At 46.8% G+C, this 22,598-nt stretch carries 17 protein-coding genes; 7 read left to right on the top strand and 10 right to left on the bottom strand.

Features of this window, described 5'->3' with window-relative positions; translation table 11 throughout:
• The first annotated feature begins 206 nt into the window (after positions 1 to 206).
• A complete protein-coding gene (locus tag B050_RS0117280) occupies positions 207 to 869 on the top strand; it encodes a metallophosphoesterase family protein (protein ID WP_018475208.1) in 663 nt (220 codons plus the stop codon).
• Here the strand turns inward: B050_RS0117280 and B050_RS0117285 are convergent.
• Together B050_RS0117285 and gndA are read right to left on the bottom strand one after the other, a co-directional pair.
• Positions 838 to 2,388 (bottom strand): Ppx/GppA phosphatase family protein, encoded by a 1,551-nt coding sequence (locus B050_RS0117285; protein ID WP_044202805.1) that lies wholly within the window; start codon positions 2,386 to 2,388, stop codon positions 838 to 840. The genes B050_RS0117280 and B050_RS0117285 overlap by 32 nt on opposite strands.
• Positions 2,389 to 2,665: 277 nt before the next feature.
• A complete protein-coding gene (gene gndA, locus B050_RS0117290; RefSeq protein WP_044202808.1) occupies positions 2,666 to 4,564 on the bottom strand; it encodes an NADP-dependent phosphogluconate dehydrogenase in 1,899 nt (632 codons plus the stop codon).
• Positions 4,565 to 4,818: 254 nt separating this feature from the next.
• Here gndA and B050_RS0117295 point away from each other — a divergent pair, with 254 nt between their 5' ends.
• The gene (locus tag B050_RS0117295; RefSeq protein WP_018475212.1) at positions 4,819 to 5,895 is read left to right on the top strand and encodes a Gfo/Idh/MocA family protein; all 1,077 of its coding nucleotides are present in this window, start codon (positions 4,819 to 4,821) and stop codon (positions 5,893 to 5,895) included.
• A 196-nt stretch (positions 5,896 to 6,091) separates the two neighbouring features.
• Here the strand turns inward: B050_RS0117295 and B050_RS0117300 are convergent, their stop codons facing one another.
• The gene (locus B050_RS0117300; RefSeq protein ID WP_018475213.1) at positions 6,092 to 7,009 is read right to left on the bottom strand and encodes a helix-turn-helix domain-containing protein; all 918 of its coding nucleotides are present in this window, start codon (positions 7,007 to 7,009) and stop codon (positions 6,092 to 6,094) included.
• Between the two features lie 648 nt (positions 7,010 to 7,657).
• Here B050_RS0117300 and B050_RS0117305 point away from each other — a divergent pair.
• On the top strand, positions 7,658 to 9,187 hold the full coding sequence (locus tag B050_RS0117305) for an aldehyde dehydrogenase family protein (RefSeq protein ID WP_026235983.1): 1,530 nt from the start codon (positions 7,658 to 7,660) through the stop codon (positions 9,185 to 9,187).
• A 400-nt stretch (positions 9,188 to 9,587) separates the two neighbouring features.
• Positions 9,588 to 9,977 (top strand): DUF779 domain-containing protein, encoded by a 390-nt coding sequence (locus tag B050_RS0117310; protein ID WP_018475215.1) that lies wholly within the window; start codon positions 9,588 to 9,590, stop codon positions 9,975 to 9,977.
• A 69-nt stretch (positions 9,978 to 10,046) separates the two neighbouring features.
• On the opposite strand, the gene B050_RS0117315 is transcribed toward B050_RS0117310, so the two are convergent.
• Both B050_RS0117315 and B050_RS0117320 read right to left on the bottom strand, forming a co-directional pair.
• On the bottom strand, positions 10,047 to 12,197 hold the full coding sequence (locus tag B050_RS0117315; RefSeq protein WP_018475216.1) for a family 43 glycosylhydrolase: 2,151 nt from the start codon (positions 12,195 to 12,197) through the stop codon (positions 10,047 to 10,049).
• 330 nt (positions 12,198 to 12,527) lie between these two features.
• Positions 12,528 to 13,325: a 3-keto-disaccharide hydrolase gene (locus B050_RS0117320; protein ID WP_157492872.1), complete on the bottom strand. Its 798-nt coding sequence runs from the start codon at positions 13,323 to 13,325 to the stop codon at positions 12,528 to 12,530.
• A 477-nt stretch (positions 13,326 to 13,802) separates the two neighbouring features.
• Here B050_RS0117320 and B050_RS0117330 point away from each other — a divergent pair, with 477 nt between their 5' ends.
• Positions 13,803 to 14,744: a glycoside hydrolase family 43 protein gene (locus tag B050_RS0117330; RefSeq protein ID WP_018475219.1), complete on the top strand. Its 942-nt coding sequence runs from the start codon at positions 13,803 to 13,805 to the stop codon at positions 14,742 to 14,744.
• 138 nt (positions 14,745 to 14,882) lie between these two features.
• Complete coding sequence (locus tag B050_RS0117335) at positions 14,883 to 15,857, top strand: glycoside hydrolase family 43 protein (protein WP_018475220.1); 975 nt, start codon at positions 14,883 to 14,885, stop codon at positions 15,855 to 15,857.
• Positions 15,858 to 16,453: 596 nt separating this feature from the next.
• Here the strand turns inward: B050_RS0117335 and B050_RS0117340 are convergent.
• Both B050_RS0117340 and B050_RS0117345 read right to left on the bottom strand, forming a co-directional pair.
• The gene (locus tag B050_RS0117340; protein ID WP_044202920.1) at positions 16,454 to 17,614 is read right to left on the bottom strand and encodes an aldose epimerase family protein; all 1,161 of its coding nucleotides are present in this window, start codon (positions 17,612 to 17,614) and stop codon (positions 16,454 to 16,456) included.
• 19 nt (positions 17,615 to 17,633) lie between these two features.
• Positions 17,634 to 18,338 carry an L-ribulose-5-phosphate 4-epimerase gene (locus B050_RS0117345; RefSeq protein ID WP_018475222.1) on the bottom strand — a complete coding sequence of 235 codons (705 nt, stop codon included), beginning with the start codon at positions 18,336 to 18,338 and terminating at the stop codon, positions 17,634 to 17,636.
• A gap of 444 nt (positions 18,339 to 18,782) precedes the next feature.
• Between B050_RS0117345 and B050_RS0117355 the strand changes: the two genes are divergently transcribed.
• Entirely contained in the window at positions 18,783 to 19,184 is a 402-nt protein-coding gene (locus B050_RS0117355) for a lipocalin family protein (protein ID WP_018475224.1), read from the top strand.
• A gap of 122 nt (positions 19,185 to 19,306) precedes the next feature.
• Here the strand turns inward: B050_RS0117355 and B050_RS0117360 are convergent, their stop codons facing one another.
• The 3 genes from B050_RS0117360 to B050_RS0117380 all read right to left on the bottom strand — a co-directional run bounded on the left by B050_RS0117360 (position 19,307) and on the right by B050_RS0117380 (position 22,589).
• Complete coding sequence (locus B050_RS0117360; protein WP_018475225.1) at positions 19,307 to 20,353, bottom strand: sialidase family protein; 1,047 nt, start codon at positions 20,351 to 20,353, stop codon at positions 19,307 to 19,309.
• Positions 20,354 to 20,808: 455 nt separating this feature from the next.
• Complete coding sequence (gene fucP / locus B050_RS0117375) at positions 20,809 to 22,104, bottom strand: L-fucose:H+ symporter permease (protein WP_018475228.1); 1,296 nt, start codon at positions 22,102 to 22,104, stop codon at positions 20,809 to 20,811.
• 71 nt (positions 22,105 to 22,175) lie between these two features.
• Positions 22,176 to 22,589, bottom strand: coding sequence for an aldo/keto reductase (locus tag B050_RS0117380; protein WP_455423233.1), 414 nt, complete (start codon positions 22,587 to 22,589; stop codon positions 22,176 to 22,178).
• Positions 22,590 to 22,598: the final 9 nt, after the last annotated feature.

The raw sequence follows: 22,598 nt of genomic DNA on the forward strand, positions 1-22,598 counted from the left end.
TTAAAGGCTCAGACAAAGCCTATAACCGCTTATAAGCCTATTTTTTTTCTGTTAAAGGCTATTTTCAATTGTAAATATTTACTGGTTCTTATTTTTTCCTACTAAAGTAAATCTGTAAATTTAGTTTGGAAAAGCTTACGGAAATGGCTTTTTCTGGGAGAATTCACCAACTCACACCCTGTTTAACCCACTTAAAACTCACCATTATGCAGCTCTTTTTTATAGGAGACGTCCATGGATGCTATCATACATTTGAAGCTTTACTGGAACATTGGAATCCAGAAACAGAATACCTAGTCCAGGTCGGCGACCTTATAGACCGGGGAAACTTCCCTGTGGAAGTCATCCGGAGGGTGCAGGAAATACAGCAAAAGTATCCAGAAAATGCCAGCTTTATCCGCGGCAATCACGAGCAAATGCTCATTGATCATCTTGAAAACGGAAAAATCGGCGGCACCTGGCTATTCAATGGGGGGCAGAAGACCATGGATGAGTTTAAGAAACACGATATCGACCTGGACAGCCTGCTGCCCTGGCTGAGAAATAGCCCGCTAAAATGGGAAAACGACCATATCTTTGCCTCTCATGCGGGCATCAGCAAGGCGGACTGCAATGTCTATGATGTCCACCATCCGGATGGCATACTGTGGAACCGCAAGAAGCTAAAAAAAATCCCTAAAATCCAGGTCATAGGGCACACCCCGCAGGCAGACGGCAAAGCCTCCTTCACCACGGCCAGTCAGCACTGGAATGTGGATACAGGGGCTTACCGCGGCTTTTGCCTTACGGGCATCAAGCTCCGTAATAATGGAGATTTCCTCGAGGAAATCAATATCCCTACGCTGGAACAGGACTGTACTTTGCGCTGATCACGATGTCTTTATTCAGGGCTTTTTCCAGAACGAAACGGTTCCGCATCGCTTCCCAAATCTCCAAACTGGGGTTTTCTTCCCCTTTCACATGAATGCTTAATACCGTATCCTTTAGGCTGACCTCCAGGTCTTCCACCCATTGATTGCGGGTTTTGTCCAGGCCTATGGCGATCCGTAGGATTCCAGCGAGCACCTGAACCAGCGTTCTCTTCGCTTTGGGGAGTTTCTTATATTTCTTATGACTCTTGCGTGGCCCCGACTTACGATGGTAGCGCACGATCTGGCCCAGCAGGATGATTTCCTCATTCGTAAATCCCCTTAGCCGCGAGTGAGCGATGATGTACCGGGAGTGCTTATGATAGCTGGGAAAACCAATAAAATGCCCCACTTCATAGATATACCCTGCAAAATCCAGCAAGTCACGCTCGGTATCGCCAAGCTGGTGCTGATCCTGCATTTGATCGAAAAGCCGTCTTGCCAAAAAGGAAACATGGCGCTTCTGCTCAATATCTGATTTGTATTTTACTGCTAAACCTAAAACGCTTCTTTCTCGCAAATCCCCGCTGAGATTGGCCCTCTCCAGCTTTTCGCCTTTATTTTCCAGGTACCCAAGGATCAGCCCCTCCCGCAAGGAGGCATCGCATAGCGTGATTTCCTTGGCCTTTGCCAGCTCCAGGAGTCTTACCAGCAGCAAAGCCCCTAGGTGGATGGCATCCACTCTATTGGCGCTGATGCCGGGGATGCCGGTCCGCTCCTCCGCAGGCAGCTCCAGCAGCTTTTTGGTGATTTTCTTCAGGCCTTTTAAGCTTACCGTCTCGGCATTTACAGTGCTTAGGGAAGCGCCATTTTCAGCGAGATGAGCCGCTTCGCCCAGCGCCCTGATGGTCCCAGATGTTCCGATGACCTTGTCAAAGCCTGCCTTTACGGCCGACTTCATGATATCCCTGGCCGCCAAGGTAATCTGCTCGTCCAGATGCTGGACCTCCGACTTGTCCAGGAGATCTTTCCCACCTACCATATCCAGCAGTCGTAAGACCCCGAGCTTTATACTTTTCTTGAAAAATATATCCTCCTGATCCCCCACCGTCGCCTCGGTACTTCCTCCGCCAATATCCAATACTAATATTCGCTCAGACCCAAAAGCAATGGCCCTGCGCACCGCCAAAAAGATCAGTCGCGCCTCCTCTTTTCCTGAGATCACCTGCGGAGTCACCCCCGTCTCCTCTGCTACCCGCCCCAAAAACTCCCCGCCATTCTTGGCTTCCCGAGTCGCACTGGTGGCGGCAGCAATGATCTCATCCACCCCATACTGATCCGCGAGCTGCACATAACGACGGATGACCTCAACGCCACGCTCAAAAGCCTCTGCCGAAAGCCGGTTGGTGGCAAATACCCCCACCCCTAATTTCACCATCTCCTTTTCGTCTATCAACACCTTGATCGTCTCCCTTTGGCCAATCTCGGCGATGACCATATGTATAGAATTGGTCCCTATATCTATTGCTGCTATCTTCATTTGTCGTTTTATCAGTTTTATTCCTACTCCCTAGTCCAGCCCTCCTGCGATTATTATTCCCATTCTGGAGGGCTTTCATCCGTCGGGAGGCCTCAGGCCTTATTATTCAGCATTATTTTGTCGCTCCGCTCAAAAGCAATTCTGGTAAAACCCTGAGCTTCCTTCCCCTACAGAAGGGTGCTGAGAACACTGAGCACCCCATTTTACCCAATAAAGGAGAACAAGGACTAGCCTGTTCTCCTTAGGGAATTTTGTTTATATACTTATGATATCCTGATTAGTCCTTGCGGAAGAAGTTAAGGTGTTTCGTACCTGTATCATCTCCGACTTTCAGGCATCCATGTTCACCAAAATAATCTCTCAGCGACTGTACCAGGTTGGCGGTAGAATCCTCGGTGCTCACTGCATAATAATAGTTGATCGCAGCAGACATTACCGGCATGGCAATACCTGCTTTGAGGCCTTGGCCGATTACATTTGCCAGTTCTCCAGCCCCATGCTGGAGCCTTGCCTGGAAGGCATTGGAGGTAAATAGGCTGTCGGATTCTGTAAACACTTCGGCGAGGCCTTCCATAAGGGAGGATTTGATGATGGAGCCATTGGTCCAGCCTCTGGCAATAGCGCTCATATTCAGGTCCCACTTTTCATCCTCACTTACTTTTTTGATCAGGCTGAAGCCAATTTCATGGATGACCCAGCGAGACATGGAGTAGGCTTCCTGCAAGCTTTCTATAATTTCTTCCACCTGCACTTCACCGATCTGCCGCGGAAGTTTGTGAGCGAGGTACGTTCTTCGTTGTTTATGCGTGGAGATCATTCTGGCGGTCACCGCTGCGGTGAGTGGAGCATAAGGCACCCCATGTTTGGCGGCAGTACTTACTGCCCAGCGTCCGGTACCCGTCTGTCCGGCGATATCCTGCACCTGGTCCAGCAGCAGCTCGCCACCTTCTTTTTGGGATAGGATCTCTATAGTCGCATTCAACAGATAGCTGTCAGCGCCATCCTTGGCCCATATTTTCATCCGCTCCACGATTTTGTCGGAACTCATTCCTATCCCGAAGCGCATGAGGCTGTATATTTCTGCCAAGACCTGAATCTCTCCATACTCTATACTATTATGCACCATTTTGACAAAATGTCCGGCGCCCTGAGGCCCTATATAGTGCAGGCATGGCTTACCACTGGTATCCACCCCGGCGATTTTCTCCAGATAGGGTCTTGCCAGTTCATATCCTTCCTTGGATCCTCCCGGCATAAGGGAAGGGCCTTGCAGGGCGCCTTCTCGGCCTCCACTGATCCCCATCCCCAAAAAGTGAATGTTCTGATTTTGGAGGTATTGCATGCGCTTATTGCTGTCCTCAAAAAATGAATTTCCTCCATCTATAATCACATCCCCCTTATCCACAAATGACAATAAACGGGCGATCTGCTGATCGATGACCGCCCCGGCAGGGATCATCATGAGGATCTTTCGTGGCTGAGCGATAGATTCTACAAACCTCTCCAAATTATCAAAAGGCAATATCCCCTCCACTTCGGGATGGGCATCCACCAGCTTTTTGGCAACATCCTCCTCCACCCCTTCCAGGGTACGGTTATAAATAGAAATCTTGATATTCTTATCTGCCATATTTAGGGCCAGGCTGCTGCCCATCACGCCCATACCTATAATTCCAAAAGATGATACTGCTTTGGTGTTTTCGAGTTTACTCATAATGTCGTTTGCTATTTTTTCAGGTTGTTGTTCGATAGAAATAATTTCGGCATACCGGGGGACTTCCAGGGTGTTCATTTGAGAAGACAGTAGCGAGGCAGGCATATAATGCCCTTCCCTCTGTGCCATTCGCTGACTAATCAAGTCTGCACTTCCCTTCAGAAAAAACCAATAAATCAATGCTCCATTTGCAGCAAGAACCTTTCTATACTGCTCCTTTAGTGCCGAACAAGCCAAAATAGCCCCTCCATTCTCCTCCCATAAGGCCATCTCCGCTGCAAGCGTTTCCAGCCATGGTTTTCTATCATCATCATCCAGCGGAATGCCGTTTTTCATCTTCTCCACATTCTGGGAAGGGTGAAAATCGTCTGCATCATAAAAAGGAAGGCTCGTCTGATCACTGAGCAATCTACCTATTGTCGTCTTTCCTGAACCGGATACGCCCATTAACAAAATAATCATTCTTTAATTTATAGAATAATTTGAAATATTTCAGTACCTGCTTCACTTAAAGCCAATATTTAATTGGAAAATAATATCATCGGCTCTTATTTTCACCTTGGCCCTGGGCCAATACTCCTGCAAGATCCCTCCCCAATACAAGGAGCTCCGATTCCGCCTGGCCTCATTCTTTGCGCAGCATTATCCCTTGGAGAATTAAAAAAATCCTTAACCGATTTAGTATATTTGAATTTAACCTAGTGAATACATAAACTATGACTCAAAAAATTAAAATCCTGGTGGTAGGTTGCGGAAATATGGGAGCGGCACATGCCAAGGCCTATCATCAGCTGGAAGGTTTTGAGATATGCGGATTGGTGGCCCGCGGCGATAGCAAGCTGAGCCTCAACCAATCTTTGCAGGCTGATTACCCCTTGTTTGACCAGTATGAAACGGCCCTGAAGAGCTGCCAGCCAGATGCAGTATGTATCAGCACCTACCCGGACACCCATGAGGCTTATGCCCTGCTAGCTCTGGAAGCTGGCTGCCATGTCTTTATAGAAAAACCCCTCGCAGACAGCATAGCAGGCTCTGAGCGAATAATCGCCGCCGCCCAAAAGGCTAATAAAAAAGTGGTGGTGGGCTATATCCTTCGCCACCACCCTAGCTGGATGAAGTTTACCGAAATCGCCCAAAGCCTAGGCAAGCCCCTCGTCATGCGCATGAACCTCAACCAGCAAAGCCATGGCAGAATGTGGGACGTCCACCGAAATCTGATGAAAAGCCTTAGCCCTATCGTAGACTGCGGCGTGCATTATATAGACGTGATGTGCCAGATGACTGGCGCCAGACCCATTCGGGTAAGTGCCATCGGTGCGAGATTGACCGAGGATATCCCTGCGGGCAATTATAATTACGGACAACTGCAGATCACCTTCTCCGACGGGTCCATTGGCTGGTATGAGGCAGGATGGGGACCTATGGTGAGCGAGACGGCCTTCTTTATCAAAGACGTCTTTGGACCAAAAGGGGCCGCTTCCATCGTGGCCAAAGAGGCAGGATCTGCCGGTAAATCCGACTCCGTGGATGACCATACCAAAACCGAATCAATCAAAATCCACCACGCCGCCATCAATGCTGAAAATCAATTCACCAAACCTGACGAATGGCTGGAAATGACTGATGAACCCAGCCATGATGAACTCTGTCAGCGGGAGCAAGTCTATTTCCTGGAGGCAATCAAGGAGGATATTGACCTCAGCCAGCATCTCGAAGATGCCCTAAACAGCCTCAAAGTGGCCTTTGCCTGCAATGAGTCTGTGAAAACAGGCAAAATGGTAGATATCGACTAACACTTATCGAAGTCTAAACACCCTGCCTGCCAAAGCGCCAGTCAGCACCCTTCGGAATCTCCTAATCTGGAAAAAAATCATTGAGGCAGATGCAGCAGGACTCGAAATAGATGTTTTTAAGGAAATTATAATGATAGATAGGGCCGGTAACTGTATTTACTGGCCCTTATTTTTTGCTTTTTTTAGTGAACAGAAATTAGTGCATCAAACCCTGTTTCCACTCTGTCGGGGAGATTCCTTCAAACTGACGGAAGACCCGCGAAAAATAATTGACGCTGCTAAACCCACTTTCATAGCAGGCCTCTGTGGCAGACAGATGACCAAATTGCATTAGCTTCTTGGCTTTTGCCAATCTTTCCTGATTGATAAACCTTACCGGAGTCTCTCCCAATTCCCGCTGAAAGGCCCTAAAAAACTGCGCCCTTGATAGACAGGCCTGACTGGCGAGGTAGTCGGCAGAAAGTGGCCTATGGAGATTTTGGCGTATATACTTCACCACATGCGCCAGACGGTTTTTGGTGCTTAGCTTATCCATATTCTCCAGCAGATAATACCGTGCCTGTGTCTGCATCAGGCTTACGATCAGCTCCCGCGTGGTATTAGAGGCCTTTAGCTGCTTACCAAAATCATTGTCCACCATCACCCTGATAAGCGCATTGAGGTTTTGCTGCACCGGCTTATCATTCAAAAGGGCAAAATTATCCTTGGACCAGGCCCATTCCCCATTATCCAATTTGGGGAAGTATTCATTAAGCCAGGCCAGAGTATCCCAAACAAATCCCTCACTAATTTCCAAAGCTAAGCATTGGGTGGGGAGCTCCGCGGAGGCCTCCGGAAAATCGATATGCATCAGTTCTGAGGCGGGCATCACAATGGATTGACCTGGCAAAAACTCAAATGGATCCTGCTTTTTCAGGTGCATGACCTTCCTCCCCTGGATCATGCTGACGATTACGGGATTGTCAAACTGGAGGTCATACTGGTAAGCATAGCGGCGAGTTTCGTACAGATTCAGCACCGCATGATCCGCCTGATGAGCGGTCCGATGTTCCACTTCCACAGTAGGACTGCTGAAGATCTTGTATTTCTCTTTGATATTAATTGCGTCGAGCATATGGGTCGGTATTATCTGGGTTTATGCTTTATTTCTGCCAGGCAAAATCAAACCTCCTTCATTCCTCAATTCCAAAAATCCAAGGACTGATCAAGCAGTCTTGAAGCCCCTCGGCTAGGTTGATATAGCCTTTCAAATTAGGTACTGTTCTTAATATATAGTCTTGATGTTGCGCTTGCAAATAAGGCCTGATCAATACTCAAAAACTCCTGATTTTATAACGTATAATCTTCAGGAAGTTGCCTGAACCCTAAAAAGAATTGGCTTGATACGGCCCGCAGGCTTATAAACTCTGCATCACTCTAAACATCGTAAAGCAAAGCCATTGAGGATGCTGCGCCAAAAGGAACTTACCTTAAAATCGATCCCCCTCTATCTGTACGCCTTATAGATCACTTAAGGTAATTGGATTTCATTGGACTTAGCCTTTTCTCACCAATAATTATCGTCCTAAGCCCAGGGCCTTTATCTAATCTTATAAGCTACAGGCCCAAGGAGGAAACCGAGGTATAATCTACATAAAAACAAGCGGAGGCACAAGGCCCGCTGAAGATTGAGACTATTGTGCTACTTAATGGTACGATCCTGAAGATGGATCTATTAAATAATGAAGAACTTGAGGATTCAACCATTAAAAATCATTTAAAGATGAGTACAGCAACCCAAGAAACACCTAGAACCCTAATAGACCGCCCCAAATTCAAAAGTCACTATGACAACTATATCGGCGGGAAATTTGTCGCCCCTGTGGGAGGAGAGTATTTTGACGTTATCAGTCCGGTGGACGGGCAGGTATTCACCAAGGTGGCTCGAGGCAAAGCCGCCGATATTGAGCTGGCGCTGGACGCTGCGCACCGTGCATTCCCTTCCTGGAGCCGCACCTCGGCCACAGAGCGGAGCAATATCCTATTAAAAGTCGCTGACCGCATCGAAGAAAAACTGGAATATCTAGCAGCCGTAGAGACCATTGATAATGGTAAACCAGTAAGAGAGACCATCAATGCCGATTTAGCATTGGTGGTCGATCACTTCCAATACTTCGCCGGAGTCATCCGTGCAGAGGAAGGTAGCGTCTCCGAGCTGGACCAGCATACGGTATCCATGAATATCAAGGAGCCTATCGGCATAGTCGGGCAGATCATCCCTTGGAATTTCCCCATGCTGATGGCCACCTGGAAGATCGCTCCAGCATTGGCGGCAGGCTGCTGCACCGTGGTGAAACCCGCCGAACAGACGCCTGCTTCTATCATGATATTGATGGAGACCATCGGTGACCTGATCCCTGATGGCGTACTCAATGTGGTCAACGGCTTTGGGCCTGAAGCCGGGAAGCCGCTTGCACAATCCCCACGGGTGGACAAGGTGGCCTTTACCGGAGAAACTACCACCGGTCGATTGATCATGCAATATGCCTCCGAAAACCTCAATCCCGTCACCATGGAGCTGGGCGGGAAATCCCCCAATGTATTTTTCCCTTCCATAATGGACGAGGACGATGCCTTTCTGGACAAATGCCTAGAAGGTGCCGCGATGTTTGCCCTGAACCAAGGCGAAGTATGTACCTGCCCAAGTAGAATACTGGTTCATGAAAAAATCTATGATGCCTTTATGGAAAAAGTGGTGGCACGTGTAGAGGCCATTCAGATGGGACATCCCCTAGACAAAAATACCATGATGGGGGCACAGGCCTCCAAAGATCAGTTTGAGAAAATCCTCAACTATATCGATATCGGCAAGCAGGAAGGTGCTAAAGTCCTCACCGGAGGAAATGCCGCCCAACTCAATAATGGTCTGGAAAATGGCTATTATGTGCAGCCTACACTGCTCGAAGGCCATAATAAAATGCGGGTCTTCCAGGAGGAAATCTTTGGCCCGGTATGCTCGGTCACCTCCTTCAAGGACGTGGATGATGCCATCTCCATCTCCAATGATACCCTCTATGGACTAGGCGCTGGAGTATGGACCAGAGACACCCACGAAGCCTACCAGGTTCCCCGTGCGATCAAAGCAGGTCGGGTATGGGTGAATTGCTACCATAATTATCCCGCTCATGCCCCATTTGGCGGCTTCAAAAAGTCAGGATTTGGTAGAGAAAATCACCTGATGATGCTAAATCATTACCGTCAAAATAAGAATATGCTGATCTCCTACGATAAGAATAAGCTAGGTTTCTTTTAACGGATGAATGCCATTATCAAAAAGGAGCTAACCTTATCTTAGCTCCTTTTTTTATGGTAAACCTCAATCAAAGGATCTATTGCCAGAACTATAGGCTTATTATAAATGAGTACTTTCATAGAAATAACGGGGACTCGTCGCTCAGGAAAAACACCTTTCGAGCGTAGCGAATAATATAAAATCATCGAAGTCCCAATCCGCTGTAATAGGGGAATAAGACCTGATGTANNNTNTNAAANNAAACCTCAAAACTAGGTAATTTCATAGAAATAACGGGGACTCGTCGCTCAGGAAAATTACCTTTCGAGCGTAGCGAATAATATAAAAATCATCCTAGTCCCAATCCGCTGTCATAGGGGAATAAGGCCTGATGTACAGTTTAAAAATAAACCTCAAAACCATGTCCTTTCAAAGAATAGCCCTCACCGAGGCTGCAAGAGAACTAATAGATGAAATACGAAGTGAGCACGGCCCCCTGATGTTCCATCAAAGCGGTGGATGCTGCGATGGCTCCAGCCCCATGTGCTTCGCTAAAGGAGACTTCAAAACCGGCGCATCAGATGTGTGGATGGGCAAAATCCACGATTGCGACTTCTTTATGTCCCGGGACCAATTTGAATATTGGAAGCACACCCATCTCACCCTGGATGTATCCGAAGGCCGTGGCGCCAGCTTTTCGCTGGAAATCCCTTATGGAAAGCGATTTCTGATCAAAAGCCGGATACTGCAAGAAAATGAACTCTCCGACCTGGAACCCATCAAAAGCGGCGAGGACATCGAATGTATATAGAAGCCCTCCACAATCCACAGGCCCGAAATAAATCTTCCTAATCGTCTTCCTAATGGTAGCGACTTAGTCCTAGCGGTCAATGGGCGCGCTTAGGGCGATCCCTTCCACGGTAGCTTGGACAGGAATGATATTTCCATCTGCATCAAAGCTCAGCTTATCGATGCATACTTCACGGTGGAAGCCTGCTGCAGAGCCCATCTTGAGACCATGCGGCCGGGTGAAGCGATGGTAAACGATATACCACTCGTCCTTGCCGGGAACTTGAATCACCGAATTGTGGCCGGTACCGTAGATTTCTTTGGCCGGGTCTTTAGCTATCACCAGGTTGTCCTCAGGGATAGTCAATGGCCCCATTGGAGAATCGGCAAAGGCATACCTCACTCGGTAATCAGCATCCCGGGTATCGTTTTCGGACCACATAAAATAGTACTTTCCATTGCGATAAAACACCTCGGTTCCCTCACGGAAGGTACCATCCTCGGGCGTCAGCAGCTTTACCTTAGACCGGTCAAAACTCACCATATCGTCATTTAGCGGTACCGCAGCCAGGTATCCATTGCCCCAATAGAAGAAATCCTTCCCGCTCACAGGGTCATGAAATACATCAGGGTCTATTTCCTGACCGCCAGAGGCACCCGAGGGCTTGAAGTCCACCAGCGGCCTACCGATATCCGTAAAAGGACCTGCTGGATCATCCGCCACCGCCACACCAATCTTCTGGGCAGCAGTGAAATAATAGAAATACTTATACTCTCCATCCACCTTCTTCTCGATGGCACATGGCGCCCAGGCATTCCGATCCGCCCAGGACACATCTTTGTGAAGATCGACAATCAGCCCATCATCCTGCCAATTGACCAGATCCGGAGAGGAAAAAGTCTTAAAGAATGTTCCCGACCAGGAATCAAATCCATCGCTGGTGGGGTACAGGTGAAATTTCCCTGTTTTATTAGAATAGATAATTTCCGGATCAGCATAGTAGCCTTTCAATACCGGATTATGATCCATAGCAGCACTTACCTGATAGTCCCTGACGCTGCCATCGGGCTGAGTCAAAGTATAGGTCACCGCTCCATTGCTGAAATCCTGCGCACCGGAAGGGCTGATTTCATAGCCCACCATCATCTCTAAACCCGGATCCAGCTGCGTCAAATCTACCCCTTCTTTTACCGGCAGGTATAGGCTTGCTTTTTCGGAATCGAGGAGGATATTTTTGAAATAAATCAGCTCAGTATTAGCATGAGTTATCCAGTCCTGCGGGTCTAGGCCAAATTCCGTTTCCAATCTCCGGGCCTCTTCCAGGCTTATGGGAAGCACACTTCCATGTCGTGGGTGAAAGTTCATGCTTACCTGGTCATCTATCACCGAGAAGTTTTCCAGATCGGTGCTTTCAGTAAACTGATAGGCGCCTTTCATATAGACATCATACATGAGGATGTATTTGTCACTATCGTTCAATTTGAATATTCCTGAGCCCTCCACAGCTTCTGTCGTTTGCTGCAGGTATTTATCTTCCATTACGTAGCCCCCAGTGAGGCGGTCTGACACCGCTTTTTTGATTCCATTTCCATGGCCCTCGGTTTTGAAAAACAGATGGTATTTGCCCTCCTTCTTCACGATATCCCCGTCAATGCAGGATTTGTTTTCTGGATGGAGGAACAGTGGCTTGGGAACAGTCTCTAAGCTGCTAAAATCATCATTGGCGTAAGCATAATAAATAATATCAGGATCCTCGCCCTGCTTCATGGAGAAGTACACCATGTATTTTCCCTCATGCTCATCATATACGGTCTGGGGCGCCCATACCCTGCTCACATCTCCATACTGCTCCGCAAATAAATCAGGAATATATACGGTATGATGCGTCCAATGCACCAAATCGTCACTTTTCAGAAAGACCATTCCCTGATTGATCCAGCCATCATTGGGGACATATAGATCCGTCAATACCATATAAAACGCTCCCTCTTCTCCGCGCAGAATATGCGGATCGCGCACGCCTCCTTGCTTGCTGATGCTGTCGGCACTGATCACAGGTTGATTGTCATTCAGGGCACGATAGGTAAATCCATCCTTGCTTATCGCATAATGAACCGCTTCCTCTCCGGGACCATTGCCAGTAAAATAGGCAAATAAATAGGCTTCCGGATTGGCCGCTGGCCTGCTGCAGCTGGTCAGGACGAATAAAGTGATAGCTAATAGGGAGAATAATTTTTTCATTCTAATGAGGATACCTGGTTGAATATTGTATTTCGATTCCTAAAGATAAATAAATGTTTTATTAACACTTATATAATCAGAAAAGATTTGCTGATTTGATTTACCGTATAAGCCATAGGAATCAGCTGATCTAAGCTCTAAAGGCAGATATGCTAAAACGCTCAGTAAAAGGACGATAAACTTAGGTCCCGGGACAGAATAGCCCATATATACCATAAAAAAGGGCCTGCAGGTGGAAGTAATATTCCAGCTTGCAGACCCATTTTTAAGGTCTTGTCTTATATAAGAAAGCCTCAGAAATCAGCCTAAGGCTATGTTTTTGACTGAGCTTTAATTGAGTTCCTTAATTTCTATGTCCTTGAAAAGCACTCCTTGGCCTTCCGACTGCAGGCCGATATAGCCTTCATTGAGGAGGTGCCCATCTTTTTTGATGGCCGGATCAAAGCCTTTGGCCACGGCGCCTCCTATTTGCGGCTTGGTATATTGCAATACGGTATCTCCATTTACCAGATGGAGCACAAGGGAATCGCCATAAACGATCAAATCAGCCTGGACCCACTCATCCCAAGGGAAGGTAGGACTGGTCGAACTGATACAATGCCGCGGATCCATCTCCCCCTCGAAGAACACCTCGGTGCCCGGTGAGCACATATTGCCAGTAGGCCTGGACTCTCCTTCTTTTGCCTCGGCGAGCATCTGGTATTCCACGGAGATGGGCCAGTCCTGCTCCTTCAAAATGCTCTCTGGAGATTGGGAATGGAACATCACGCCACTATTCCTATAAGTATAGCTCGGTGCATCAGCGAGCCATTCCTCTGTAAATCGGTACTTCCACCGCAGGTGAAAAGAGGAAAAAGGCTGCTCATAAAATAAATGACCATATCGCTGATCAAAGCCCTCATCATACTCATCATACTTCACTAAAATGGCTCCATCCTCCACCCTAAAGGTATTCCGGTAATTTTCACCAGTTTCATGGTGATGGATTTTAGGAACCCAACCCTCAAGGTTTTCTCCGTTAAAAAGTGTTTGCCATTCGGCGTCTTTTCCTTTATCCTGTGAAGAGGAAGTACAAGCTGCCAAGAGCAGGGCGGAAAGAACCGCAGCTATCGTCATTTTAGTTATCATGTGGTATTCGTTTTTATTAGGGCTCCAAAATAGTCATTTCAAGCCAAAATTATAAGAATTTTACCTGAAGGGTGCTTAGGTATTTTAAGAGGATCCTCAAAATATCCTTGCTTACCTGATAGTAGGTACTGCCTCATCGGCAATAATATGGCTCCTTTACTAAAATAATATTCTCTCCAATATGAATTTCCCGGAGCAGCCCCTCCCTACTTCCAATGCTAAGTCCAGACCTAGTACCTTCTATATAGTTCTGCCTCGCGCTATAAACCTCAAATCCTATCCAGGCTGCGCGGCAAATATTCCAGGAAAAGAAATAGAAAGCCAGATGGCATTAAAGCAAGTTTCACTCATCCCTGCTTACACAATCCATGTAGGCCCATAAAAGTAAGGTATTAATTGTATAATCAACAATTATTTAATTAAGCTTGGGAAAATGGCTATTTCTAAGCTAATTTGGAGTAATAAAAAATCCCCAAGATGAAAAACATTATCCTCCTAGCCGCTTTACTCCTATTAGCCAATCCACTGGTGATGGCCCAGTCGAATGAGATCTATCTATTTTCCTATTTTATGGGTAATGGGGAGGATGGTCTCCATCTAGCCTATAGCGAGGACGGGCTAAAATGGAAGGCATTGAATGATAATAAAAGCGTGCTGACGCCCACCGCTGGCGGGGACAAACTCATGCGTGATCCCTGTATCATCCGTGGCGGAGATGGCAAATTCCATATGGTCTGGACCGTCAGCTGGAACGAAAAGGGACTTGGCTACGCTAGTTCGGAAGACCTCATTCACTGGTCCGAGCAGCAATTCATCCCAGTAATGGCTCATGAAAATGAAGCTCGCAATACCTGGGCCCCTGAAATCATCTATGAGGAGAAAAAAGATCAGTATATGATTTTTTGGTCCTCGACCATCCCGGGGCGCTATCCGGAGACACAGGACAGCTTGGAAAATGCCTATAATCACCGAATGTATTATACCCTTACCAAGGACTTTAAGGATTTCTCCGACACCAAACTTTTTTATGAGCCCGGCTTTAATGTGATCGATGGGACTATCATAAAACAAGGAAAGGAATACATCATGTTTGTGAAAGATGAAACACGGACACCAGCCGCAAAGAATATACGTGTCACCAAAAGCAAGAAACTCACCAAGGGCTATCCAGTAGCCGGCAAACCCATCACGGGGGATTATTGGGCGGAGGGGCCTAGTCCGCTGGTGGTGCAAGACCGCTGCATAGTCTATTTTGACAAATACACCAATCATGAAATGGGGGCGGTCGCGTCCACCGATTGGATAAATTGGGAGGATATCTCTGATCAAATCAGTTTCCCAAAAGGTACCCGCCATGGTACGGCCTTTACTATTAGCAGGGAGGAATTCCAGTACCTTCAGTCCCAGCTCCGACCCTAATCCCTCTTCCTCAGTGCTCGCACCCGAGTATGAAAATTATATTTAGTGTTTTATTTACACTTATTGTTTTATATCTGGGTATGAAGCCTTATTTTTGTTTCAATCGATAACAAAAATTCAAATAAACCCTTTATTAAGATGAAGAGAATCCTCCTTTTTGGCCTTCTAGGCCTACATTATATGGCGACACAGGCGCAGAGCCTTCCTCAGCCAAAGTCCCCAATAAATCCCGGCAACCCGGTCATCACGGAAAAATACACTGCCGATCCAGCCGCAATCGTCCATGACGACATCGTCTATCTGTATGTGGGTCATGATCAGGCTCCTATAGAAAAAAACTTCTACGAGATGCATCAATGGCTGATTTATTCCTCCTCAGACATGGTCAACTGGGAAGAAAGGGCGGCAGTGGATGTGAAGGAGACCTTCTCCTGGGCGGCAGGCGATGCCTGGGCGGCAGAAGTCATCGAAAAAGAGGGTAAGTTCTATTGGTTTGTGACGGTAAGTCATAAGGATGTCCATGGCAAAGCCATTGGCGTGGCCGTCGCAGATAGCCCTATCGGCCCCTGGAAGGACGCCTTGGGTCATGCCCTCATCACCAACGATATGACGACCGACACCAAGATCAGCTGGGATGATATAGACCCGACCGTATTTATAGATGATGATGGCGCAGCGTATCTGTTTTGGGGTAATACCATTTGCTATTATGCAAAGCTGAAAGATTCTATGGTGGAGCTGGAGAGCGAAATCAAGCAAATCGAACTTCCACACTTTACGGAAGCTCCCTATATCCATAAGAAAGGAGACTTCTATTACTTGTCATATGCCTATAAATTTCCGGAAAAAACCGCCTATGCGATGAGCAGCAGCATCGAAGGACCTTGGCAGTATCAGGGAATCCTTAATGAAGTCGCAGGAAATAGCAATACAAACCACCAGGCTATCATTGAATACAAAGGCAAGGATTATTTCATCTACCATAATGGAAGCATTCCCACCCATGGTGGCAGCTTCCGAAGATCGGTTTGTATCGATTATCTCTATTATAACCCTAATGGAACCCTCAAAAAAATAATCATGAGCTCCGAAGGAGTGGAAGCCGTAAAATAATCCTCACTAGCCCGACCCCTTATAGCCTAAAGGTCATTAATACTTAGCGGTCGGGCTAGTGATTTCCCCTATCAAAAACTCCTGTTTCAAATACATAATACCCCAAAGCTCATTCAAGCTTCTCAGACTCATCATTTTTAGCTTTAGGGCGCAGCAATCAAGCCTTACTCTGCTGATATTGACCACCCAAAACCGCTCAGTCCGAAAGCTGAAAACCTTAGTATCCCCCATATATTTTTAGCCAGTCTATCCCCTTCCATGATAGTCAGGAAATGGGATAGACTGTTTATTTTTAAATAGAAAAGCAAGACTATTTCCTGCCCACCAGATTATATCCCAAAAGACCCCAGCATTTCCTAATCGACAGCTTTAATAGATAGATTTACCTTTGCTTGATACGTTTTTTTGGGGGGAATTCTTTAAACAAATTAGCTGAAAAATCTATATAAAAGCAGTGCTCTCTCTGTTGCAGTGCACATTATTCTAGGCTAAGAAAGCAAATCATCGGTACCACAACTCACTTTGGCAAGGCCATAAAAAAACCTCTCAACAAATCTTATAGATCTATTGAGAGGTCTTAGGTTTAAATGCGTCTATTATTTTACTCCAAAATGATACTTAATGGTATGCCGGTACGTTTCATCGGGATTTAACCTTGCTGAAGGAAAACTCTCTTCATTAGGTGAATTGGGGAAGGTCTGTGGCTCCAGGCATAGTCCAAAATACTGGTCATAGCTAGTTCCGTCCACCTTAATGCTTCCATCCAGGAAATTGCCAGAGTAAAACTGCACGGCGGGAGAGTCTGCATACAGTTCCATCAGCCTCCCACTGCCGGGATGATACAATTCCGCCATTTTGGTCATCTTCCCATCGGCCTCTGTCTTCAGGACATAATTATGATCATAGCCACCTTCCACCTGGGCGATACGCTCACCGATGGTATGCGGGCTGGTAAAGTCAAAGGCGGTTCCTTCCACTGCCAATACCTCACCAGTAGGAATCAAACCACTATCCACCGGGGTATAGTCGGCTGCATTGATCGTCAGCTCATGACCGAGAATATTCTCTTTAAGTCCGGAAAGGTTAAAATAACCATGATGCGTAAGGTTCACGATGGTGGCTTGGTCCGTACTCGCCTCAAAGGCTACGGTCAGGTCATTAGCATCGTTCAATAAAAAGCTAACTTTGGTCTTCAATTCACCCGGAAACCCCTCTTCTCCATCCGGGCTGGTATAAGTCAGTACCACACCTGCCTGATTCTCAGTTTTCACGATTTCAGCATTCCAAAACACCTTATTGAAGCCCTTATCGCCGCCATGTAAATGATGGTCACCATCATTGGTAGCGAGGGTATAATCCTTACCATCGAGCTCAAATTTCCCATTAGCAATCCGGTTGGCATATCTCCCGACGGTGGCCCCAATATAATTGGCGCTGCTGCTATATCCTTCCAAATTTTCATAATGCAAGACCACATTTTCGAGTTTACCATTCTTATCCGGAACCATCAGACGGGTGATGACTCCGCCATAATTGGACAGATCGACCTCCAGGCCATTGGAATTTTTGAGGGTATAAATTTGTGCTTCCTGGCCCTCCACAGTTGCATTACTAACGGTCACCTCCAAACCGCTGGTTTGGATCATTTCCTGGGTATCTGCTGAGGAATCATCGGCCGTTTTTGGGCCACAGCTGTAGAGCGAAAGTGCCCCTGCAAGTGTCAGCGCACTTAGTGACTTAGCATTCAATAGGTTCATAAAATAGATTTTAGGTTTATTAACAGCCTTGGCCATAGTATGCATCTGCACCATGTTTTCTTTCATAGTGTTTCTTAATCAATGCATCCTTGAGCCTAGGGGCATTAGGATTTATCTGTAGGGTAAGGTAAGCCATTTTGGCTACTTCTTCCAGCACTTTACTATTATATACTGCCTTCTCGGCTGATTTGCCCCAGGTAAATGGACCATGGCTTCCCACTAATATCATCTCCACTTCCTGATAATCCAATCCCTTTTCTGCAAAACAATCCAATATCTGCTTGCCGGTCATATGCTCATAATCCCCCTGGATCAGATCATCCGACATCGGTGGGGCACAAGGAATATCCTTGGTCAGGTGATCTGCATGGGTGGTACCAAAAATCGGCACATCCATCTGCGCCTGCGCCCAGGACACACCATATAGCGAATGCGTATGGACAATGCCCCCGATTTTCTCCCATTCCTTATAGAGATAGGCATGGGTTTTAGTATCAGAAGAAGGACGCATGCTGCCTTCCACGATTTTTGCATCAAAATCACAGATGACTATATCCTCGGCCTTCAGCGAGGCGTAAGGAACACCACTAGGCTTGATCGCAAAAACCCCCTGATCCCGATCTACAGCACTTACATTTCCGAAGGTATATACCACCAGATCTAATTTTGGCAGTTCCATATTAGCTTCGTAACACTCCCTTTTTAACTCTTGATATTTACTCATATTACCTGCTGAATTCTTTTTAAAACCTTAAATAATAAGCTCATACAGCGAATGAACGTCAAACCTGGCTGTCTGCCAAATCTCCTTAGCCCCTCCCGTATCTGCCACTTCCCCTCAATAAGAACCCTAATTTAAAAATATTATTTGTATTATTTACACTTATTAACTTTTTATGAATTTCGTTATGGTTTATCAAGTTGAAACCGCCTTTTCCTTAGCCATCGAGCTGAGCCTATGGCCTCGTAGCAGTCAGCTTAGAGGCTGGCTGCCTCATCATTCCAGATCCATGATGGCCTCTTAAGGGAAGAATCCGCCTACCAAAATATCTTCGTTTTATTTGTCCAAATATAAATTATTATTTAACTGTGACATAATATGCCATTAGTTCGTATGGGTTTAGAGTCAAATAAAACTCATTTCTTTTATCAATAAACTCCATAAATTATGAAAAAATTACTAGTATTATTTTCATGCCTACTTATTCTTAATGCATGTGGCAAAGAAAAGGAAATACCCTCCAATGTGTTGGTAGGCAATTGGAAGCTTACCAGCCTGTATGTGGACCCGGGAGATGGTAGTGGAGTTTATGTGGATGTAAACAGCAATAAGCAAATTACTTTCTTTAACGATGGGAGCTTCACCAGCAAGGGAGATATCTGTGATATTTATCCATCGGATGAGGGCATAAGCTCAGGAAGTTATTCAGTGAGTGATACCACCATTATGGTGGCCATTTGCAAGGGAAAAGAAGCTAATATTGATATTAAGCTGATACTTGAAAAGGACCTCATCACCATATACTACCCATGCATTGAAGGTTGCGCCAATAAGTACACCCGACAGTAGTCGGGATAAACGAGAAAAGGAGGCTAGCTCCGAGCGAGTTTAGCCTCCTTATTTAAACTTTTTTCAATGGAAGATAATCCCGCAATACCAGGCTAAAATCCCTGCCCGTACCTTAATGTTTGTTATTGCCCTTCCAACTCGAGTTCTAAATAGTTAATTCTTTTTCGATCCCAGGTATAACTAATATGAATATGGCCATCCTGCGATTGAATGATTGCGGGATAGCTATATTCGCCCGAGCTCTCCTTTACCAGAGTATAAATATCCTTCCACGCTAAGCCGTCAGTCGAAATGGCCAAGCGCAATTCTGTCCGTCCATCGGACCAGCTATGGCCACTTTCGGCGGGATTATATACCAGTAAGTGCCTGCCATCCGCCAAGGTCACAGCATCCGTCCCACTATTAGGGTTCATCACCTCTGTGGCTTCAAGCGCAGACCAGGAACGGCCATTGTCCTCCGACCAAGCGGTGATCACCTTATCCTGCTTGCTTCTGCACAGGACCTGCAGTCGCCCATCCTCATGGACCAAAATACTCGGCTGGATAACATCAAAATCCCCTTCATGGTCTATAGGAACAAATTCCCATGTATCCCCGCCATCCTCAGAAATCTCTATATGTGCCCGCCAGCCATCCTCATCCTCCACGCTCGAAGGGGCCAGGATACTGCCATCTTCCAGGAGAATAGGCTTATTTTTGATGGGACCATAGAAGCCATCAGCGAGTTTTTTGGGAGCGCTCCAGGTCAATCCCGAATCGCTGCTGCTGATATAGTTTCCCCACCACTCCTGCGGAGAAGGCCCTTCTTTATAGAATAAACCCAAGCGGCCTCCAGGCATCTGAAAAAGCACAGGGTTCCAGGTCGGATAACTTAGGCTGTCATTCACGCGTCCGTCTGCCACCTGCTGCGGCGCAGACCAGCCATCCTCCTCCAGCACCGAGGTCCAAATGGCCACATTGGCATGCCGCTCATATTCCCCGCCAAACCAGGCAGCCATCATACGACCATCCTCGAGCTCCACCAAAGTGGAAGCATGGCACTCTTTGAAGGGAGCATTGGTGAAAATAAATTCGTCTGTCAAAACATTCAGCTGATCCTGAGCATGCCCAGCCCTCATAGCCGTAAGAGTCAAGGCCACGATTGCAAATCCATAAATCGACTTTTTCATATTTAAATCTAATCAAATCTTTCTAACCTATTTTCTTTTCATCCTCCCCTTTCCTATTATTTGGCTTGCGCCAAAAATAAATATCCTTCCCCTATATCCCTCCTCAGACCAGTCGATCCTCCCCGATCGCATTCTGTAGGGCGTATAGAAGATATGGCTTGCGCCAAAAGCAATTCACCTTTCCTAACAGCTTCCTCTTCCTCGATGGCCTTTTCCAGAAACTTAAGTTACTTCACGTCGGGGAGCAGCCCAACTTAAGATTCCTTATCTCCTATAGCAATACTTTGCTACAGGACATTAAGGCCATTTGATATATGGAATGCAGAAGGTGGCCCTTCACCAAATCGCCCATCACCTGAATCAATATTCTCCACTAAATACTATAAAAAAAGGCAAGGATAATAGCTGTTTGCTAGTCCTTGCCTTTCTATATTTTTAATCAAATCCTGGATTAATTATCCATGAGAAGCCATAGCTGGGATTTCCTTCTTATGCTTATAATGATAGAAGCCATAGGCTACCACCACCATATAGCAGCAGATCGGGATGAAGAAGGACAAGTGGATGCTATCCAGACTATCCGAAACGTACCCTTGGATCACCGGGAACACTGCTCCTCCGAGGATCGCCATGATCAGGCCCGAGCCGCCAAGCTTCGTATCCTGACCTAAGCCTTCGGCTGCTAGGCCATAGATCGTCGGGAACATAAGCGACATACAGCCCGATACACATACNAAGGCTATTGCGCCTACCATNCCACCAGCNAGGATCACCACCAGCGTCAAGCAGATCGCGCCGATCGCCGACAAGGCCATCAGCAGGCTTGGACGTACATATTTCATCAGTGCGGTAAATATAAATCTACTCGCGGTAAATAATACAATGGCCGCNAGATAATAATCCGAGGCATCGCTCTCATTGAGCTGCAGCTCCAGCATGATATAGCGGATCGTATAGGACCATACCCCGATCTGNGCACCCACATAGAAAAACTGGCATAGCACNCCATANACATAGTTTTTGTTGGCAAAGAGTCGCTTGAANCCATTGCTTAGCGAGTCGTTCAGGCCATCTCCAGAGGCTTTTGGCATCTTGGTAAACTTGATGATCAGCCACATCACNACCAGGAAGAAGGCCACTCCTACATAAGTACTCATCACCGCATCCAGCTCCGACTGGCGGATCTGATCCAGCTGCTCCAGCGTCATCTTACTTCGCTCATCTGCCTCGGCGACATTCAGCTGAGAAAGGATAAAAAACTTACTCAGCAAGACCCCTACGATCGAACCCACCGGGTTAAACGACTGCGCCAAGTTGAGGCGGCGGGTGGCCGACTCCTCCGGGCCCATCACCAGTACATAGGGGTTTGCGGCNGTCTCGAGGATGGACAGGCCTCCGGCCAATACATACAGNGCAAACAGGAAGAAGCCATACGACATCATGATGCTCGCCGGATAAAACAGCAAGCCGCCCACCGCAAACAGGCCTAAGCCCAATAGCACACCTGACTTATAGGTATATTTCTTGATATAGATCGCNGCAGGTAGGGCCAGGCAGAAATAAGCGCCATAGAAGGCCATCTGGATCCAGCTGGTCTGCGTATCGCTCATGCTCAATATCTTCTTGAAGGCGGCCAGCAGCGTATCGGTCATATTATTGGCCAGGCCCCAGAGCATAAAAAGGCTCGTCAGCAATATAAAAGGCCAGAGGGTGGCCTTTGACACCAAGGCGGTTTTTGATTGGTTATTCATCGTTCTTTTAAGGGTATATTGATAATTAGTTTTTTCTTCTTTTTTGGCTATTTCGTCTCATAATCTCCCTATTACAGAGGGCTATGNTCATGCAGCAAGCCCCGCTGATGGAGCTCCGACCAAAACTCTGCCGGTAGGCTTTGCTGCGTGGAGTCCACATTGCGCTTTACTTTTTCTGGCTCCGTNGTGCTCAGCGCCACACTCGTCACCCCAGGTGCCGACAGGCCAAACTGCACGCAGGCATGAGCCGGNGTGATCCCAAAGTCCTTNCAGGCAGCAAAAAAACGATCCCGCCAGTCAAACTTCGCTATATTCTCCGGGCTATCCCGCTGCATCAACTTATAATCATAATAGTCACCGCCTACCAAAAAGCCCGACTGGAACACGGCAGAATTCANAATCCCTACCTTATCATCGGCCAGCTGCTGCATGAAAGCCAGCAGCTCTGCCGGGTGGGAGATGATCGTCATGCTATTGGCAAACATCACCCAGTC

It is taken from the genome of Echinicola pacifica DSM 19836 (assembly GCF_000373245.1).
Lineage (GTDB): Bacteria > Bacteroidota > Bacteroidia > Cytophagales > Cyclobacteriaceae > Echinicola > Echinicola pacifica.

Bases quoted from the DNA above. Each gene is read 5' to 3' on its own strand.
- B050_RS0117360 (WP_018475225.1), bottom strand. From the start codon at position 20,353: ATGAAAAAGTCGATTTATGGATTTGCAATCGTGGCCTTGACTCTTACG.
- gndA (WP_044202808.1), bottom strand. From the start codon at position 4,564: ATGATTATTTTGTTAATGGGCGTATCCGGTTCAGGAAAGACGACAATA.
- B050_RS0117310 (WP_018475215.1), top strand. From the start codon at position 9,588: ATGTCCTTTCAAAGAATAGCCCTCACCGAGGCTGCAAGAGAACTAATA.
- B050_RS0117300 (WP_018475213.1), bottom strand. From the start codon at position 7,009: ATGCTCGACGCAATTAATATCAAAGAGAAATACAAGATCTTCAGCAGT.
- B050_RS0117305 (WP_026235983.1), top strand. From the start codon at position 7,658: ATGAGTACAGCAACCCAAGAAACACCTAGAACCCTAATAGACCGCCCC.
- B050_RS0117340 (WP_044202920.1), bottom strand. From the start codon at position 17,614: ATGAACCTATTGAATGCTAAGTCACTAAGTGCGCTGACACTTGCAGGG.
- B050_RS0117345 (WP_018475222.1), bottom strand. From the start codon at position 18,338: ATGAGTAAATATCAAGAGTTAAAAAGGGAGTGTTACGAAGCTAATATG.
- B050_RS0117355 (WP_018475224.1), top strand. From the start codon at position 18,783: ATGAAAAAATTACTAGTATTATTTTCATGCCTACTTATTCTTAATGCA.
- B050_RS0117285 (WP_044202805.1), bottom strand. From the start codon at position 2,388: ATGAAGATAGCAGCAATAGATATAGGGACCAATTCTATACATATGGTC.
- B050_RS0117295 (WP_018475212.1), top strand. From the start codon at position 4,819: ATGACTCAAAAAATTAAAATCCTGGTGGTAGGTTGCGGAAATATGGGA.
- B050_RS0117330 (WP_018475219.1), top strand. From the start codon at position 13,803: ATGAAAAACATTATCCTCCTAGCCGCTTTACTCCTATTAGCCAATCCA.
- B050_RS0117320 (WP_157492872.1), bottom strand. From the start codon at position 13,325: ATGATAACTAAAATGACGATAGCTGCGGTTCTTTCCGCCCTGCTCTTG.
- B050_RS0117335 (WP_018475220.1), top strand. From the start codon at position 14,883: ATGAAGAGAATCCTCCTTTTTGGCCTTCTAGGCCTACATTATATGGCG.
- B050_RS0117315 (WP_018475216.1), bottom strand. From the start codon at position 12,197: ATGAAAAAATTATTCTCCCTATTAGCTATCACTTTATTCGTCCTGACC.
- B050_RS0117280 (WP_018475208.1), top strand. From the start codon at position 207: ATGCAGCTCTTTTTTATAGGAGACGTCCATGGATGCTATCATACATTT.